Source organism: Rhizobium sp. NFR07 (genome assembly GCF_900111905.1).
In the GTDB taxonomy this organism is placed as follows: domain Bacteria; phylum Pseudomonadota; class Alphaproteobacteria; order Rhizobiales; family Rhizobiaceae; genus Neorhizobium.
In genome coordinates, this window is record NZ_FOKM01000007.1 from 112,039 (window position 1) to 128,867 (window position 16,829).

The following is a 16,829-nucleotide window of genomic DNA, read 5'->3' on the forward strand; positions in this document are numbered from 1 at the left end:
GGACAAGGGACCGGCAGCAGGGAGAGGGGTACATCCCGCCGCAGGTAATCAAATCCGTTCCTCCGTCTGGGCATCGAAGAGCGAGGCCATCGTCATGTCGAAGCCGAGGCGAACCTTGGAGCCGACCGCATAGCGCCTGGCTCCGCCGATGCGGACGGAGATCGTGTGGCCGGCGAGTTTCAGCCAGATCAGGTTGTCGGCACCCATCGGTTCCTCGATGTCGACGATCGCGTCGTGGGCTTCCTCGCTACCAAGATCGCCATCCACCTTGATATGTTCCGGACGGACGCCGAGCACGACCTTCCGTCCGGGGCTAAGCGCCTCGGAGGCCTCGTATCCGTCGAGCGAGAAGCTGACGCCATTGGTGCGGAAAACCGGGCGACCGCCCTCCTCCGCGAGTTCGCCGGTCAGGAAATTCATCGACGGCGAACCGATGAAGCCGGCGACGAACTTGTTCCTCGGGCGGTTATAGATGGTGATCGGGTCGTCGAGCTGCTGGATGACACCACTCTTCATGATCGCGATGCGGTCGGCCAGCGTCAGCGCCTCGATCTGGTCGTGGGTGACGTAGATCATCGTGTTCTTCAGCGACTGGTGCAGGCGCTTGATCTCGACGCGCAGTTCGGAGCGCAGCTTTGCGTCGAGGTTGGACAGCGGCTCGTCGAACAGGAAGACATCGACATCGCGCACGAGCGCGCGGCCGATCGCGACACGCTGGCGCTGGCCGCCGGAAAGGGCCGCCGGCTTGCGCTTCAGCAGCGGCTCGATCTGCAGGATGTTGGAGGCGCGCGCGATGCGCTTGGCGATCTCGTCCTTCGGCAGGCCGGCGACCTGTAGGCCGAAGGACAGGTTCTTCTCGACCGTCATCTGCGGGTAGAGCGCATAGGACTGGAACACCATGCCGATGCCACGGTCCTTTGGTTCTTCCCAGGTGACGTTGCGGTCCTTGATGAAGATCTGGCCCTCGGTCGGCTCAAGAAGGCCTGCGATGCAGTTCAAAAGCGTGGACTTGCCGCAGCCGGAAGAACCGAGCAGGACGAGGAATTCGCCGTCCTTGATGTCGAGGTTGAGATTTTCGAGAACCGTCACCGCGCCGAAGGACAGCGACAGGTCGCGGATGGAAACACTGTTGGAAAGATTGGAGAGGTCGGTCATCAAGGCTTACCCCTTTACTGCGCCGGCGGCGATGCCGCGAACGAACAGCCGGCCGGAAACGAAATAGACGAAGAGCGGGACGGCGCCGGTGAGCAGTGTCGCCGCCATGTTGACGTTGTATTCCTTCACCCCCTGGACGGAGTTGACGATGTTGTTGAGCTGGATCGTCATCGGATAGGTGTCGGGCCGGGTGAAGACGACGCCGAAGAGGAAGTCGTTCCAGATGCCGGTGACCTGGATGATGATCGCCACGACGAAGATCGGCAGCGACATGGGCAGCATGATGCGCCCGTAAATCTGCCAGAAACCGGCGCCGTCGATGCGGGCGGCCTTGAACAATTCCTCCGGCAGGCCGGCGAAATAGTTGCGGAACAGCAGCGTCAGGATCGGCATGCCGAAGATCGTATGGACGATGACAAGCCCGGTCAGCGAGCCGTAGATGCCGATTTCCCGAAGGATGATGACGATCGGGTAGATCATCACCTGATAGGGAATGAAGGCGCCGACGATCAGCACGGCGAAGAACAATTCCGACCCCTTGAAGCGCCAGTTGGCAAGCGCGTAACCGCTGACAGAGGCCACCGCGATCGACACGACAACGGAAGGCACGAGAATGCGCACCGAGTTCCAGAAGCCGCGGGACAAGCCATCGCAGTTAAGACCCGTGCAGGCCTGCGACCAAGCTTTCACCCAAGGCTCGAAGGTGATTTCCATCGGTGGCGAGAAGATGTTGCCGAGGCGCACTTCCGGCATGCCCTTCAGCGAGGTCACGACCATCACATAGAGCGGCAGAAGGTAATAGAGCGCCGCGAGGCCAAGGATGCCGTAGATCATGATGTTGCGGCCGGACATGACGCGCTTCGGCCTCTTGCCCCGCGGTCCGGATGCAAGCTCGGTCTTGACCGCGTCCATGCTGGCGCCTGTCGCGTTGAGAGTGGAGACGTTAGCCACGCTTCTTCCCTCCAAATTCGAGATAGGCCCACGGGATGATGATGATGGCGACAGTGAGCAGCATCATGGTCGATGCGGCAAAGCCCTGCCCCAGGTTCTGCGCCTGGAACATGTAGTCGTACACATACTTGGCAGGCACTTCCGAGGCATTGCCTGGGCCGCCGGATGTCTGCGCCACGACGAGGTCGTAGAGCTTGACGATGCCGCTGCCGATCAGGACGAGCGTGGTGATGAAGACCGGCCGCATCATCGGGATGACGACGAAGAGATAGGTCCGCCACATCGGTATCCCGTCGACGCGTGCGGCCTTCCAGATGTCCTCGTCGATGCCGCGCAGGCCGGCGAGCATCAGGCACATGACGAGCCCTGTTCCCTGCCAGAGACCGGCGATCAGGATGCCGTAAATGACGATGTCGGGATTGTAGAGCGGATCGAAGGTGAAGCTCGTCCAGCCGAGCGACCGGACGATTCCCTGTACGCCGAATTCCGGATTGAGGATCCACTGCCAGACAAGGCCGGTGACGATGAAGGACAGCGCAAAGGGATAGAGAAAGATGGTGCGGAAGGCGCTTTCGAAGCGGATCTTCTGGTCCATCAGCGCTGCCAGCACGAAACCGATAACGAGAGAGAAGATCAACGAGAGAATGCCGTAGACGAGCAGGTTCTCGATCGAGATCCACCAGCGCGACGAGGCCCACAGGCGATCATACTGGGTCAGGCCGACGAAATTTGCCCGCGGCAGCAGCCTGGAACTGGTGAAGGAGTAGATGACGGTCCAGATCGTGCCACCGAAGAAGATGACAGAGGCGACGAGGATCATCGGGGTCAGCGCAATCTTGGAATGAAGATTGCGGAAGAGCTGGTTGGGTCGGCCGGATGGGGCCTTTGGCGGGGCGGATGACCGTGTGCGTGACGGCACGGAATTTGCCATGGTTCCTCCTCGATCAGCATGCGGCGGGCGCAGCTTTTCCTGCTGGCCCCGATCACTCGGGGCCAGTGCGGTTCATGATCGTGATGGGGCGGGTATCAGTCCGCCGAGCCGATGATCGAGGCGAAGCGTTCCTGCGCCTGTTCCGGCGTCATCGACTCATTGGCGAAGAATTCGGCCATCAGGTCCTCCTTCTGCTTCTGCGTATCGGCCGACACGAGCTGGTCGGTGCTGATCGCAGTGCTGCCCTTGGAGATGATCTCGATGCCCTTCTTCATGCAGTCGTTGGCGGCTGCAAGATCGACGTCGCCGCGGATCGGCACCGATCCCTTCTTGAGGTTGAAGGCGACCTGAACCTTGGGATCGACGATCGTTTCGGCCAGCACTTCCTGCGCTTTCGACTTCTCTTCGTCGTCGAGAAGCGGGAAATAGATGGCGTCGCCGCCGGTGGTCAGGGTCTGATTCAGCCCGAGACCCGGAAGGCAGCTATATTCCTTGCCGGCGGTCTGTCCCGCCTGCTGGAACTCGCCCTGCGCCCAGTCGCCCATGATCTGGCCGCCGGCCTTGCCGGTGATGACGAGATTGGTGGCTTGGTTCCAGTCCTGCACGTTCGAGCCCTTGGCGAGCTTGCGTGCATCGTCGGCCGCCGCGAAGATCTTGGCGATCTCTGGTCCCGCCGCGGTTTCCTCGTCCTTGTCCTTGTAGACCTTGTTGTAGAGGTCCGTACCGCCGAGCGAGATGACCAGCGTGTCGAACAGGCCGTTCACCTGGAAGGCGGAGCCGCCGACCGCGAGCGGCTGGATACCGGCTTCCCTCAGCTTGGGACCGGCCGCGACAAACTCGTTCCAGTCCTTCGGCACCGGCACGCCTGCCTTTTCGAAGGCGGCGTTGGAAAGCCACAACCACTGCCAGGAATGGATGTTGACCGGCGCGCAATAGATCTTGCCCTCGAAGGTGCAGCTGTCGAGCAGGCTGGACGGCTTGATGACGTCCTTCCACTTGCCCTTTTCCGCCACCTCGGTCAGGTCGCGCATCAGCCCTTCCTGAACCAGTTCCTCGGCCTGGCGGCCGTGGTTGAACTGGGTGGCGCCCATCGGATCGCCGCCGGTGATGCGGCTGATCATGATCGGGCGTGCCGTGCTGCCGGATCCTGCAATGGCGCCGTCGATCCACTTGTTGCCTGTGGCGTCGAACGCGGTCGCCAGCTCCTTGACTGCGGCCGCTTCCCCTCCCGACGTCCACCAATGCGTGACTTCCAGATCCGCAGCCTGCGCGATACACGGCAGTGCCACAGTGGCGGCCATAACGGCCGCAAAAGCACGAAATCTCATGAATCTCCTCCCTCACTGAAACGTTGCAGTAAAAAGCTAGGGCAAAGATTGTTGGGTGGCAACCCCACATGGTTGAAATATCAACGCACAAGAAAGACATGCAATCAGGGGTGGATTCAAAGGGCGCCTGGTGCGGAATATTCTTTCCTGAAATGCCGGATATGGATCGATCCAGAAGGCTTTGTGTTTTGCGGCGCAAAAAAGTGTGTGCATCTGCGTAGTCCCTACGACCGGTTGTGGTGCTACGCAGAATCCGTAAAAAAGGCGCTTGAAATTTACCTGTAACGTTTCAGATTTTTACCGTATGAGCGATACTGAGCATGACGACATGAACAGGCGCATTTCGGTGCGAGCGGCACGATGGACGAAAAAAGCAGACGAATCCCAGCGACGGCGCCCGCCGAGCGCCCTACCCTGAAGACGATCGCTTACATGACCGGGCTCGGGATCACGACCGTGTCCCGCGCCCTGAAGGATGCGCCGGACATCGGCTCCGACACCAAGGAACGTGTTCGCCTCGTTGCCCGCCAGCTCGGCTATCAACCGAACCGCGCCGGCGTGCGCCTCAGAACTGGCAAGACGAATGTCATCGCATTGGTACTGAGCATCGAGCAGGAGCTGATGGGTTTCACCAACCAGCTGGTTCAGGGAATTTCGGAAGTGCTGGGCGGAACGCAATATCACCTCGTGGTGACGCCACATTCCTTCGAGAAGGATCAGATGGTGCCGATCCGCTATATTCTCGATACGGGGTCGGCGGACGGGGTGATCATTTCGCGCATAGAGCCGGACGATCCGCGCGTGCGGGTGATGACGGAACGGAACCTGCCCTTCGTCACCCATGGGCGCACCGATATGGGCATCGGCCATCCTTTCCACGATTTCGACAACGAGGCCTATGCCTATCAGGCCGTGGAACAGCTTGTGAAGCGCGGCCGCAAGCGCATCGCACTTCTCGCGCCCCAGAGCCGTTTTTCCTATCACATTCACAGCCGTATCGGCTTCGAGCGCGGTCTCGTCGACTTCCAGGCAACGGAGGTTTCGATGGGCCGGACAACCACTGAGACCTCGCTGGATGAAATAAGGGCCTATGCCGAGCGGATGTCCCGCCTGCCCGAGCCTCCGGATGGGATCATATCCCTCAGCGGCTCATCCTCAATCGCGATGATCGCAGGGATCGAGGCGGCCGGCCGCAGGCTCGGCAAGGACGTCGACCTCGTCTCCAAGCAATCGGCCGAATTCCTGAACTGGATACGCCCCGAAATCCTGACTGTGACCGAGGATGTACGTCATGCAGGCCGTGAGCTCGCTAAGGCGGTCCTGGCAAGGATCGATGGCGTTGCGCCGGAACTGCTGCAAAGCATTGATATCCCTGTCTGGTCGGCCATGGGACCGACGAGCCGGGCAGCTAGAGCGGAATGACAAGCCCGTCGCGTCCGACGATCAGCTCGCCCGAGAAGGTTTCGGCCAGTGCCGCGCGCCAATGGCTTTCGTCGAAATCGGGATCATCCGCCGGAATCAGGTGATTGAGGGCAAGCCTGGCAACACCGGCAGCCGAGGCAATGCGTCCCGCATCGGCAGCGAACGTATGAGACGCCACCAGGTGCTCCCGCAGCCGCGCACCGTTTCCGGTCCGCGCGACAAGCCGATCTATCCCTTCGGGCAGCATGGCTTCATGGACGAGAAGGTCTGCGCCACGCGCAAAATCTGCCAGAGGCGGGAAATAGGTGGTGTCCGAGGAGAACGCGACCGTACGGCCTGCCACTTCGAACTTGAGGGCAAAGCAGTCTGTCACCGGCGGGTGATCCACGCGCAGCGCCGTAACGGTGAAGTCGTCGAGTTCGGCCACAATGCCCGGTCCGAACTCTTTCACCGTGACGAGATCGGAGAGAACCGGCCTGCCTTCATCCTCGATCCGCTTTTCGATGTCATACGCCAACGAGATGAGAAAACCATTCCACAGAGCTGACGTGCCCACCGGTCCATAGACGGTGACCGGGTTGTTCAGTCCCGCCGCCCAGGCCGTATGGATGAGCGGCCCGAGTTCCAGCACGTGGTCGGAATGCAGATGGGTGATGAAGATGAGGTCGAGTTCGCGGAGCGCCATCCCGGCCTCCACAAGGCCGCGGGTGACGCCGAGGCCGCAATCGACGACGATGCGCCGACCGGAAAGATCAAGCAGCATCGAGGTCGGGGATGGGCCGCCCGGCCTGATAGCCGGGCCACCCTTCGATCCGAGAAGGACCAGCCGATCAGGCAAAGTCGGCAAGGCCGCTGCCCCACGGGCCGTGATGCTTGTCGACGCCGTCGAGGCGATCGAAGCCGTGGGCGCCGAAGAAGTCGCGCTGCGCCTGGATCAGGTTCGCCGTGCCCCTGCCCCGACGATAGGCGTCGAAGTAGTTGAGCGCCGAAGACAGCGCCGGAACCGGCAGGCCGTTCAGCGCCGCGTAGGATACGACCCGGCGAAGCGGGCCGTCGGTTTCCTTGACCATCTGCGAGAAGGCCGGCGTGACGATCAGGTTCGCGACATCCGGGTCCTTGCTGAAGGCCGAGGTGATTTCGTCGAGGAAGGCCGAGCGGATGATGCAGCCGGCGCGCCAGATCTTGGCGATGACCGGCATCGGCAGGTTCCAGCCGAATTCCTTGGAGGCGGCGGCCATGACGGCGAAGCCCTGCGCATAGGCGCCGATCTTGGCGGCGAGCAGCGCCTGCTCAAGGTCGGCGAGGAAGGCCATGCCGTCATGCGGCTTGTCAGCCTTGACCGGCAGGCCGAAGATCTTTTCGGCAGCCAGGCGTTCGCTGCGCAGCGACGACAGGACGCGGCCGGCGACGGCGGCTTCGATCGCGGTTGCGGCAACGCCCATGTTCTGGGCCTCGATGACCGACCATTTGCCGGTGCCCTTCTGGCCGGCGGAATCGACGATCACGTCGACCATCGGCTTCTTCGAGATCGGGTCGACCGCCTTCAACACCTTTTCCGAGATTTCCATCAGGTAGGAATCGAGGCGACCCTCGTTCCAGCGACCGAAGACCTGGCCGATTTCGGCCGCGCCCATGCCGAGGCCGTCGCGCAGGATGCCGTAGATTTCGGCGATCATCTGCATATCGGCATATTCGATGCCGTTATGGATGGTCTTGACGAAGTGGCCGGCGCCATTTTCGCCGAGCCAGTCGACGCAGGGCTCGCCGTTGAATTTGGCCGAGATGGAGGTCAGTACCTTTTCGACGCGCTTCCAGCTGTCCTGCGTGCCGCCGACCATGATCGAAGGGCCATGACGTGCGCCTTCTTCACCACCGGAAACGCCCATGCCGATAAACGTCAGGTCGCTGTTTTCCAGGCTCTCGAAGCGGCGCATCGTGTCGCGGAAATTGGCATTGCCGGCGTCGATCATGATGTCGCCGGAGGACAGGTAGGGCTTCAGGAGTTCCATCTGCTGGTCGACCGGATCGCCGGCCTTGATCATGATGATGATCGGCCGCGGTGGGCGGATGGCCTTGATGAAGTCTTCGAGCGTTTCGCAGGGAATGATCTGGCCCTGAAGCTCGCCGGCATCCGCATAGAATTTCTTGGTGACTTCGGGCGTGCGGTTGAAGACCGCGATCTTGTTGCCCTTTTCGGCGATATTGAGCGAAAGGTTGGCGCCCATGACGCCGAGACCGATTAGGCCGATTTCTGCCTGTTCCACGGGATAGCCTCCAGTTTGATTTGGCCTTCTTTTGGCATCCAGGCGCCCGAGGGGCAAGGCACGCTTTGACCAAATCGGCCATATTCCGCGACACCCGGAAGAAAGCCTCACCTAGGGCGATCTTCCCCGTCGTCCATGATCCTCCAGGCCGCGCCGTCGAGATCCTCGTACTGGCCGTTTTTCAGCGACCAGAGGAAGGCTACAAGTCCCAGCCCGCCGAGAAAAAGCGCCACGGGAATGAGGTAGATCAGCATGTTCATGCGGCGCGAACCTCCTCTTCTGCGGCCTGCGCCGGCACTTCAGTCTGCGACAATAGGCCTTCGGTGCCGGTGCGGTTGAGCCTCAGCGCATTGGCCACGACGATGATTGATGAGGTCGACATGGCGACGGCGGCAATCAGCGGCGTCGCATAGCCCGCGAGCGCGATCGGAACGGCGATGATGTTGTAGCCGATCGCGAGCGCAAAATTCTCGCGGATCAGTTTGCCGGCGCGGCGGGAGATATCGATCGCAATCGGCACCGAGTTCAGGCTTTCATGCATGAAGACGAAATCGGCGGCCTGTCGTCCGATATCGGCAGCCGTGGCCGGCGCCATGGACACATGCGCGGCGGCAAGTGCCGGCGCATCGTTGATCCCGTCACCCACCATCAGCACCCTGTGTCCCTTGCGGGTGAGTGCAGCGCAATGATCGGCCTTGCCTTTCGGGGATACCTCGGCCATCCAGTCGGCGATAGCCAATTGCCCGGCAAGCGCTCGAACTGTTGGCGTGCGGTCGCCTGATATCAGGCCGAGACCCATTCCCTTTTCCGCAAGGGTGTGAATGGCCGAAGCCGCATCCTCGCGAAGCGCGTCCTCGAAGCGGATGGCCGCGATCTCGATCCCGTCGCGCGAAAACACCACCTCGAGATTTGTGCCCTCGCCCATGCGCTGATCACCACATGCGAACCGTCGATTGCCCAGACGATAGAGACTATCCCCGCGACGGGCTTCCAGCCCGCTTCCCGGGATTTCGATGACATCGTCGAAGAGCGGAAAAGGTCCGGCGACTGCCGAGCAGATCGCTCGCGACAGGGGATGGCGGGAATGGGCGGCGAGGCCGGCCGCAAGTGAAAGGATCGACACCGGTATTTCCGCGGCATTGATGAGCTTCGGCCGCCCGAGTGTCAGCGTACCGGTCTTGTCGAACAGTACGCTGTCGACCTGGGCAAGACGTTCCATGGCCGAGCCGTCCTTGACCATGATGCCGTTCCTGAACAGGCGTCCGGCAGCCACGACCTGAACGACCGGCACGGCGAGACCCAGTGCGCAGGGGCAAGTGATGATCAGGACCGCAATGGCGATCAGCATCGCCCTCTTCCAGTCTCCACCGGCAAATCCCCAGGCGAAGAACGCGGTGAGCGCCAGGAGATGCACGGCGGGCGAATAATATTGCGCAGCGCGATCCGCCAGCCGCCGATAGCCGGCCTTGGCGCCTTCGGCGACCTCCATCAGCCCGATGACTTCGGCGAGGAAGGATTCTCTTGCAGACGCCGTGACCTTGATGATCATCGAGCCGGTGAGGCTGAGCGTGCCGGCATGCACTGAAGTGCCAGCCGCAACGGCCTGCGGCACGCTTTCGCCGGTAACGATCGAGACGTCGATGTCACTTGAGCCCCATTCCACGACGCCATCGACGGGGATGCGTTCACCCATGGCGATCGCCACCCGGTCGCCCGGCCGCACCTCTTCGACCGGGCGGTATTCGCGCACTCCGTCGGCCGACACGACCATGGCACCACGCGGTGACAGCCGAGCAAGCCCGCTGATCGCCGCCCTCGCCCGGTCGCGCATGATGTGGTCGAGCGTACGGCCGATCAGCAGGAAGAACAGAAGCGAGACGGTGGCGTCGAACCAGGCGTGCTCGCCGTGATGCAGGGTTTCCCATAGCGAAACAGCATAGGAGAGCGTGATCGCCAGTGCGATTGGCACGTCCATGTTGGTGCGTCCGCGCTTCAGCACGGCCCAGGCCGATGCATAGAAGAACCGCCCCCCATAGATCAGCGCGGGGGCCGCAATCATCGCCGAAATCCAGTGGAAGAGATCGCGGGTGGCCGCATCCGCGCCGGACCAGACCGATACCGAGAGCAGCATGATATTGGCGGCGGCAAAACCGCAAAGCGCCACCGCGCGCAGCAAATCTCTCTGCAGCCTGTCTCCGTCATCCAAAGACACGTCGAACAGATAGGCATCGTAGCCGGTGGCCGACGTGATCGCTCCGACGAATTCAGCCGGATCGACCGTCCTGCTGGCCTCACCCTGCTGCCAGACGATCGATACGCGCTTGGTGGAAAGGTTGACGCGCGCCTTGTCAATGCTATCCAAGGCCTGCAGCGCCTTTTCGATTGAGACGATGCAGGCGCCGCAATGCACGCCGGGCACGCTGAGGTCTATCTGCCGTCTGCCCTCCCCAAGGTCCCGACTGGCCAGCAGCATCTCTTCGGAGGATGGCACAGGCTTCGTAATGTCACCTTCCGATCCGGGGGCGCAGCAGCTCATTTCTTTGCTCCATGGACTGAAATGCGCTCGGCATGATGCAGGATGCGGCCTCCGGCATTTTCCGCAATCGCCTCGACGATCCAGTGGCCGGGCAGAACCTGATGCGCGGCGGTAAATACGCCCTCACCGGCGGGCGTGAGCTCCAGCTGAAAATCCTGATGTTCTCCGACAGGACGCTTGAAATTCAAGATCAACCGATCCGCCGACACGGCCGTCGTGCCATCCGCCGCGGTGATGTCATAGCGCAGGCTATCCGCCGCTACCGTCAGCTTGCCGGTCACGCCGGTCGCCGCCAGCGCGCGTGCCTGCGCCACCTTGCCGTTGAACTGCTGGCTGGCGACATAGGTATTCTCGACGACGAATCCGCTCCAACTGGTGAAGGCGTTGTATGCCATGTAGAAATTTACCGAGATGATCGTGCCGAAGAAGAGCACCATGACGGCCGCCATGTGCCACCCGGTAAAGACAAAACCCTTGTTGGATGTGGTGCTCATCTGTTTGCTCCGGGTACGAAGAAATTGGCCGAATAGCTGTCGCGCTCGTGGCTGGATCGGTCCTCGGCGACGAAGTGGAAGCGGCTCTCACCCTTTACGGCCGCCTTGGGCAGGGTCACGTAAGCCTTGAGTGCCATGGCCTTGTCGGGCTGCACTTCGATGGCGAAGACCCGTCCCGGGACATCGCTGACGCCGATGATCTTCATCGTCGCGTCGGGCATGCCGTCGAGCGACAGGAGCACGGTGCGCGGCTCCGGGATCATGTTGAGCAGCCGGATCGTGTAGCCGTTTCGGATCGAGCCGTCCGATTCCATGACGAACTGCGGATTGCGATCATGCAGAACGTTGATTTCCAGCCGGTCGCGCGAAAGAAGCGCAAAGACGAGGCCGATTCCCACAGCCGTCCAGACGCCCATGTAGAGCAGCGTTCTCGGCCGCAGCAGGATCTTCCAGTCAAAATGGCGAACGCCATCCGCAAACGTACCGTCAGGCTTGCGCACGCGCTTCGGATCGATCGCTGCTGTCCCGGCAGCCGTCGCCAGGGCCATGTTGGAATCGTATTCTTCAAGCGTTGCATAGGCGATCAGACCGCGCGGCTTGCCGACCTTGTCCATCACCCCGTCGCAGGCATCGATACAGAGCGCACAGGTGATGCAGGCCATCTGCTGGCCGTCACGGATGTCTATGCCCATGGGACAGACCGCGACGCAGGCGTTGCAGTCGACGCAGTCGCCAACCGCCTGGCCAGCCGCGATCGCCTTCTTGGCATGCCGGCTGCGCGGTTCGCCGCGCCAGTCGTTATAGGTCACCGTCAGCGAATGCTCGTCCAGCATCGCGCCCTGGATACGCGGCCAGGGACACATGTAGATGCAGACCTGCTCGCGCATCAGCCCGCCGAGGAGGTAGGTCGTAGCGGTCAGGACGGCGACCGTCGAATAGGCCACATAGGGCGCCTGCCCCGTGACGAAATCGAAAGCCAGCGCCGGCGCGTCGGCGAAATAGAAGATCCAGGCACCGCCGGTCGCTATGGCAATGGCGATCCAGGTCGTGTGCTTGGCCGTCCGCTTTATCACCTTGTCGGCAGTCCACGGTCCGGCATCGAGCTTCATCCGCGCATTGCGGTCGCCTTCTATGAAGCGCTCGACCGCCAGGAAAAGATCGACCCAGACCGTCTGGGGACAGGCATATCCGCACCAGGCACGGCCAACCGCCGAGGTCAGCAGGAACAGGCCGAAGCCTGCCATGACCAGAAGCCCGGCGACGAAGAAGAATTCCTGCGGCCAGATCTCGATGAAGAAGAAATAGAAGCGTCGGCTGGCGAGATCGATCAACACCGCCTGGTCAGGCGCATAGGGCCCGCGATCCCAACGTATCCATGGCGTCAGGTAGTAGATTCCGAGCGTGACCAGCATGACCAGCCACTTGAGCCGCCGGAAGCGACCTTCGGCCCGCTTGGGGAAAATCTTCTTTCGCTTTTCGTAGAGCGGTTCGCGGCCTTGTCCGGGTGGGTGAGCCGATTTGACCTCGATGCGTTCGACAGATGCGTCGGTCGGGCCGACACCGGGAGCGGAGTAAAGATTCATGGGAACCTTCCTTTGTTCCCTGCCTTCTCCCACCGCGCGCGCCGCGCTTCCTTGACTTAAGTCAAGCTGCGACATCTGGTGCATTGGCCCGAACAAATCCGGCCAAACTCAGAGGGAGGAGAAATCTTGAGCACGATGTTCGCAAGAATCGTTCATGCCACGATCGAGAAGCCATGGCGGGAGGTCTATGCCTTTGCGTCGCGGCCGGAGAACATGCCGAAATGGGCAGCCGGATTGGCTTCGGGCTTGATCCGTGAAGGTGACGACTGGATCGGCGACGGCGGCCCGATCGGCAAGATCCGCGTCCGCTTCGCGCCACAGAATGACTTCGGCGTTATTGACCACACGGTGACATTGGAGAACGGCGCGCGTTTTGAAAATGCCCTGAGGGTCGTGCCGAATGGCGATGGCGCGGAGGTGATGTTTACGCTGCTAAGGGCAGCGGACATGGACGATGAGGCCTTCGAGAAGGACGCTGCAGCGATCGCAAAGGACCTGAGAACGCTCAAGGGCCTGCTGGAAGATCGATGATCCCAAGCTTTTCGCAGTCCTGACGGGAAACGAAAACGGCCAGACCCGAAGGCCTGGTCGCGCATTTCAAATATGCTCTCAACTCAAATATTGAGTTTTATTCCCCGCCGCCCAACGAGTGGACATAGACGGCAAGCTGCTTGACGGTGACGTCGCCAAGACGCGCGGTCCAGGCGGGCATCACGCCGTGCTTGGGGCCTCGCACCTGAGCGGCGATCTCATCCTCGCCGTGCACCTTCAGCCAGATGGCGTCGGCGAGGTTTGGAGCACCCATGTCGCGATTGCCCTCAGCATTGTCGCCGTGGCAAGAGGCGCAGTTGTCGGCGAAGAGCTGCTTGCCCGGTTCGACCATCGAGGCGTCGCGCGGCGTTCCCGTCAGGCTGACCACATAGGCGGAAACCTGGCGGATCTCGTCGGGCTGCAGGATGTCCGCAAAGGCAGGCATTTCCGACACGCGGGTCTCGGGGTCAACGCTGTCGCGGATACCGTGCGATACCGACTGGTAGATCGCGTCGGCACTGCCGCCCCAGAGCCAGTCGTCGTCGTTGAGGTTGGGATAGCCCTGTCCGCCCGCGGCACCCGTGCCGTGACACGGCGTGCAGTTGACGCGGAACGCTGCCGCACCGCCGGCCGTCGCGAACTGGTTGAGCTCCGGATTGGCGATGATCTCTTCCGGAGTGGCTGCCGCGATCTGCTCGAGCATGGCGCCCTGGGCGGTCTTGGCCACCTCGACTTCGGCCGCAAACTCGGCGCGGCTGGAATAACCGAGCACGCCCTTGGTCGCGTCGTTGAGCATCGGCCATGCCGGATAGAAGACCGTATAGCCGAGTGCCCAGACGATACAGGCGTAGAATGTCCACAGCCACCAGCGCGGCAGCGGATTGTTCAGCTCGCGGATGCCGTCCCATTCGTGGCCAGTCGTCTCGACGCCGCTGATGTCATCGATATGTTTGTCAGCCATTTCAGTCTTCCTTCAGAGGAATTTGCGCGGCCCGGTCGGCCGATACCTTGCCGCCGGGGCGAAGGGTGAAGAACAGAACGCCGAGGAAAAACAGGCTCATCGCGAGAAGGCCCCAGCTGTCGGCGAAGTGGCGCATTGCCGTATAGGCTTCCATCGTCGGCCTCCTCAGCGATAACCGGTTGCGTCGTCATAGGTGGAGAAATCGACAAGCGTGCCGAGCATCTGGAGATAGGCGACGAGCGCATCCATCTCTGTCAGCGTCTTCGGATCGCCGTCGAAATCGCCGACCTTGGCCTTCGGATAGCGCTCCAGCAGAGCGCTGGTATCGGCATTCGGATCAGCCTGGGCCTTGAGGTCGGCATTCGCCTGTTCGACCATGTCGTCGTTATAGGGAACGCCGACTGCGCGGTTGGCCTTCAGTTCCATCGATGCGTCGGTGATCTCAAGTGGAGTATGCTTGAGGAAGGCATAGCTCGGCATCACCGATTCCGGCACGACGTCACGTGGGTCGGTCAGGTGCTGGACGTGCCATTCGTTGGAATAGCGGTCGCCGACGCGGGCAAGGTCAGGCCCCGTCCGCTTCGAGCCCCATTGGAACGGATGGTCGTACATCGATTCCGCGGCAAGGCTGTAATGGCCGTAGCGTTCGACCTCGTCGCGGAACGGACGGATCATCTGGCTGTGGCAGGTATAGCAGCCTTCGCGGATATAGATGTTGCGGCCGGCAAGCTCCAGCGGCGTGTAGGGCCGCATCCCCTCCACCGTCTCGATCGTGTTCTCGAGATAGAAGAGCGGCGCGATCTCCACGATGCCCCCGATGGAGACGACGAGCAGCGAACCGGCCAGGAGGAGCGTGGCATTGCGCTCGATGAAGTGATGTTTGTCGAGAAGAGACATGGCGCGGCTCCTTATTCGGCCGGCTGCAGGGCGGCGGGCGCGACACCGGGGGTGCGTTCCTGCCGCTCATGGCCGAGAATGGTCATGGTGATGTTGAAAGCCATGATCAGACCGCCTGCGAGATACATGGCGCCACCGACGGCACGCAGCAGGTAGTACGGGAACATGGCCGCGACCGTTTCCGCGAACGAGTAGACGAGAAAACCCTGGTCGTCGTATTCGCGCCACATCAGGCCCTGCTGGACGCCGGCGACCCACATGACGGCCGCGTAGACGACGATGCCGAGCGTGGCGAGCCAGAAGTGCCAGTTGACCATGGCAAGGCTGTAGAGCCGGTTGCGGTGCCACAGTTTCGGGACGAGGAAATAGATCGCGCCGAAGGAGATCATGCCGACCCAGCCGAGCGCGCCCGAATGCACATGGCCGATCGTCCAGTCCGTATAATGGCTGAGCGAGTTGACGGCCTTGATCGACATCATTGGACCTTCAAAGGTCGACATGCCGTAGAAGGCGATGGCGATGACCATCATGCGGATGATCGGATCGGTGCGGATCTTGTCCCAGGCGCCCGACAGCGTCATCAGGCCGTTGATCATGCCGCCCCACGAGGGCATCCAGAGCATGATCGAGAACACCATGCCGAGCGTCTGCGCCCAGTCGGGCAGCGCCGTGTAATGCAGGTGGTGCGGGCCGGCCCAGATATACATGAAGATCAGCGCCCAGAAGTGGATGATCGACAGCCGGTAGGAATAGACCGGACGGCCCGCCTGCTTGGGCACGAAATAATACATCATGCCGAGAAAGCCTGCCGTCAGGAAGAAGCCGACCGCGTTATGGCCGTACCACCACTGGGTCAAAGCGTCCTGCACGCCAGCGAAGGCCGAATAGCTCTTCACGCCGAGAAAGGAGACCGGCATCGCCAGGTTATTCACGATATGCAGCATGGCGATGGTGACGATGAAGGCCAGATAGAACCAGTTCGCCACATAGATATGCGGCTCCTTGCGCATCAGGATCGTGCCGAGGAAGACCACCAGATAGGCGACCCAGACGATGGTCAGCCAGATGTCGACATACCATTCGGGCTCGGCATATTCCTTGCCCTGGGTGATGCCGAGCAGGTAGCCGGTTGCCGCCATCACGATGAACAGCTGGTAGCCCCAGAAGACGAACCAGGCGAGATTGCCGCCGAAAAGACGCGCCCGCGAGGTGCGCTGAACGACGTACAAGGAGGTACAGATCAGCGCGTTGCCGCCGAAAGCGAAAACGACAGCCGAGGTATGCAGCGGCCGCGTCCGGCCGAAATTGAACCAGGGCTCGATATTGAGGTCGGGAAAGGCCAGCTGCAGCGCCACCACGACGCCGACCAGAAAGCCGACGACGCCCCAGAACACCGTGGCGATCGTGCCGTATTTCACGACCTCGTCGAAATATTCCGATTTCACGGGTGTCGTGCGCGGCGCGCCAGCCGGCGCAAAGGATACGCGGCGCAGCATGACGATGCTGCTGATACCAAGCGTGAAGAACAGCACCCACATATGGGCTGCAAATAATGAGTCATGCGCGTAGGCCGCGCCAAGCAGCGCCAGGAATGTCCCGACCACTAGCGCTGCGGTTTCCAAAGGGTAGTTCATTGTTGGTTTCCCCCAACGACGTGTTTGCACGCCGCGATGGTGTCCGAACAACGAATCCCCTGCCCTCGCACCGCCGCGATCAACCGGAGAAATGGCAGCAGCGGGCGATGATCGCCTTGACTTGAATCAAGAGTGATCCGGC

At 61.6% G+C, this 16,829-nt stretch carries 16 protein-coding genes; 2 read left to right on the forward strand and 14 right to left on the reverse strand.

Annotation, left to right across the window (positions count from 1 at the left end):
• Positions 1–48: 48 nt before the first annotated feature.
• The 4 genes from BM216_RS16230 to BM216_RS16245 form a co-directional block, all read right to left on the reverse strand.
• Positions 49–1,155 (reverse strand): ABC transporter ATP-binding protein, encoded by a 1,107-nt coding sequence (locus BM216_RS16230; RefSeq protein WP_093000247.1) that lies wholly within the window; start codon positions 1,153–1,155, stop codon positions 49–51.
• Between the two features lie 6 nt (positions 1,156–1,161).
• Positions 1,162–2,106: a carbohydrate ABC transporter permease gene (locus BM216_RS16235; protein ID WP_093000248.1), complete on the reverse strand. Its 945-nt coding sequence runs from the start codon at positions 2,104–2,106 to the stop codon at positions 1,162–1,164.
• A complete protein-coding gene (locus BM216_RS16240; RefSeq protein WP_093000249.1) occupies positions 2,099–3,037 on the reverse strand; it encodes a carbohydrate ABC transporter permease in 939 nt (312 codons plus the stop codon). Before BM216_RS16240 ends, BM216_RS16235 begins: the two co-directional genes overlap by 8 nt.
• 95 nt (positions 3,038–3,132) lie before the next feature.
• On the reverse strand, positions 3,133–4,365 hold the full coding sequence (locus tag BM216_RS16245; protein ID WP_093000250.1) for an ABC transporter substrate-binding protein: 1,233 nt from the start codon (positions 4,363–4,365) through the stop codon (positions 3,133–3,135).
• A 360-nt stretch (positions 4,366–4,725) separates the two neighbouring features.
• Between BM216_RS16245 and BM216_RS16250 the strand changes: the two genes are divergently transcribed.
• Positions 4,726–5,787, forward strand: coding sequence for a LacI family transcriptional regulator (locus BM216_RS16250; RefSeq protein WP_093000251.1), 1,062 nt, complete (start codon positions 4,726–4,728; stop codon positions 5,785–5,787).
• Here the strand turns inward: BM216_RS16250 and BM216_RS16255 are convergent.
• The 6 genes from BM216_RS16255 to ccoG form a co-directional block, all read right to left on the reverse strand.
• Entirely contained in the window at positions 5,774–6,625 is an 852-nt protein-coding gene (locus BM216_RS16255) for an MBL fold metallo-hydrolase (RefSeq protein ID WP_093000252.1), read from the reverse strand. The two genes, BM216_RS16250 and BM216_RS16255, sit on opposite strands and share 14 nt — an antisense overlap.
• On the reverse strand, positions 6,618–8,051 hold the full coding sequence (gene gndA, locus BM216_RS16260) for an NADP-dependent phosphogluconate dehydrogenase (RefSeq protein ID WP_093000253.1): 1,434 nt from the start codon (positions 8,049–8,051) through the stop codon (positions 6,618–6,620). Before gndA ends, BM216_RS16255 begins: the two co-directional genes overlap by 8 nt.
• Positions 8,052–8,158: 107 nt before the next feature.
• Positions 8,159–8,311 carry a cbb3-type cytochrome oxidase assembly protein CcoS gene (gene ccoS, locus BM216_RS16265; RefSeq protein ID WP_093000254.1) on the reverse strand — a complete coding sequence of 51 codons (153 nt, stop codon included), beginning with the start codon at positions 8,309–8,311 and terminating at the stop codon, positions 8,159–8,161.
• Entirely contained in the window at positions 8,308–10,587 is a 2,280-nt protein-coding gene (locus BM216_RS16270) for a cation-translocating P-type ATPase (RefSeq protein WP_093000255.1), read from the reverse strand. Before BM216_RS16270 ends, ccoS begins: the two co-directional genes overlap by 4 nt.
• Positions 10,584–11,081 carry a FixH family protein gene (locus BM216_RS16275; RefSeq protein ID WP_093000256.1) on the reverse strand — a complete coding sequence of 166 codons (498 nt, stop codon included), beginning with the start codon at positions 11,079–11,081 and terminating at the stop codon, positions 10,584–10,586. The genes BM216_RS16270 and BM216_RS16275 overlap by 4 nt, the downstream gene beginning before the upstream one ends.
• Positions 11,078–12,664 (reverse strand): cytochrome c oxidase accessory protein CcoG, encoded by a 1,587-nt coding sequence (gene ccoG, locus BM216_RS16280; protein WP_093000257.1) that lies wholly within the window; start codon positions 12,662–12,664, stop codon positions 11,078–11,080. Before ccoG ends, BM216_RS16275 begins: the two co-directional genes overlap by 4 nt.
• A gap of 126 nt (positions 12,665–12,790) precedes the next feature.
• Here ccoG and BM216_RS16285 point away from each other — a divergent pair, with 126 nt between their 5' ends.
• Positions 12,791–13,195 carry an SRPBCC family protein gene (locus BM216_RS16285; RefSeq protein ID WP_093000258.1) on the forward strand — a complete coding sequence of 135 codons (405 nt, stop codon included), beginning with the start codon at positions 12,791–12,793 and terminating at the stop codon, positions 13,193–13,195.
• A 97-nt stretch (positions 13,196–13,292) separates the two neighbouring features.
• On the opposite strand, the gene ccoP is transcribed toward BM216_RS16285, so the two are convergent.
• Genes ccoP through ccoN form a run of 4 tightly spaced genes read right to left on the reverse strand, consistent with a single transcriptional unit; the run spans position 13,293 to position 16,687 of the window.
• On the reverse strand, positions 13,293–14,156 hold the full coding sequence (gene ccoP / locus BM216_RS16290) for a cytochrome-c oxidase, cbb3-type subunit III (RefSeq protein ID WP_093000259.1): 864 nt from the start codon (positions 14,154–14,156) through the stop codon (positions 13,293–13,295).
• A gap of 1 nt (position 14,157) precedes the next feature.
• Entirely contained in the window at positions 14,158–14,310 is a 153-nt protein-coding gene (locus tag BM216_RS16295; protein ID WP_093000260.1) for a cbb3-type cytochrome c oxidase subunit 3, read from the reverse strand.
• Positions 14,311–14,321: 11 nt separating this feature from the next.
• Positions 14,322–15,053, reverse strand: coding sequence for a cytochrome-c oxidase, cbb3-type subunit II (gene ccoO / locus BM216_RS16300; protein ID WP_093000261.1), 732 nt, complete (start codon positions 15,051–15,053; stop codon positions 14,322–14,324).
• A gap of 11 nt (positions 15,054–15,064) precedes the next feature.
• Positions 15,065–16,687: a cytochrome-c oxidase, cbb3-type subunit I gene (ccoN, locus tag BM216_RS16305; RefSeq protein WP_093000262.1), complete on the reverse strand. Its 1,623-nt coding sequence runs from the start codon at positions 16,685–16,687 to the stop codon at positions 15,065–15,067.
• Positions 16,688–16,829: the final 142 nt, after the last annotated feature.

Bases quoted from the DNA above. Each gene is read 5' to 3' on its own strand.
- BM216_RS16275 (WP_093000256.1), bottom strand. From the start codon at position 11,081: ATGAGCACCACATCCAACAAGGGTTTTGTCTTTACCGGGTGGCACATG.
- ccoO (WP_093000261.1), bottom strand. From the start codon at position 15,053: ATGTCTCTTCTCGACAAACATCACTTCATCGAGCGCAATGCCACGCTC.
- BM216_RS16270 (WP_093000255.1), bottom strand. From the start codon at position 10,587: ATGAGCTGCTGCGCCCCCGGATCGGAAGGTGACATTACGAAGCCTGTG.
- ccoN (WP_093000262.1), bottom strand. From the start codon at position 16,687: ATGAACTACCCTTTGGAAACCGCAGCGCTAGTGGTCGGGACATTCCTG.
- BM216_RS16245 (WP_093000250.1), bottom strand. From the start codon at position 4,365: ATGAGATTTCGTGCTTTTGCGGCCGTTATGGCCGCCACTGTGGCACTG.
- BM216_RS16250 (WP_093000251.1), top strand. From the start codon at position 4,726: ATGGACGAAAAAAGCAGACGAATCCCAGCGACGGCGCCCGCCGAGCGC.
- BM216_RS16230 (WP_093000247.1), bottom strand. From the start codon at position 1,155: ATGACCGACCTCTCCAATCTTTCCAACAGTGTTTCCATCCGCGACCTG.
- ccoS (WP_093000254.1), bottom strand. From the start codon at position 8,311: ATGAACATGCTGATCTACCTCATTCCCGTGGCGCTTTTTCTCGGCGGG.
- ccoG (WP_093000257.1), bottom strand. From the start codon at position 12,664: ATGAATCTTTACTCCGCTCCCGGTGTCGGCCCGACCGACGCATCTGTC.
- ccoP (WP_093000259.1), bottom strand. From the start codon at position 14,156: ATGGCTGACAAACATATCGATGACATCAGCGGCGTCGAGACGACTGGC.
- BM216_RS16295 (WP_093000260.1), bottom strand. From the start codon at position 14,310: ATGGAAGCCTATACGGCAATGCGCCACTTCGCCGACAGCTGGGGCCTT.
- BM216_RS16240 (WP_093000249.1), bottom strand. From the start codon at position 3,037: ATGGCAAATTCCGTGCCGTCACGCACACGGTCATCCGCCCCGCCAAAG.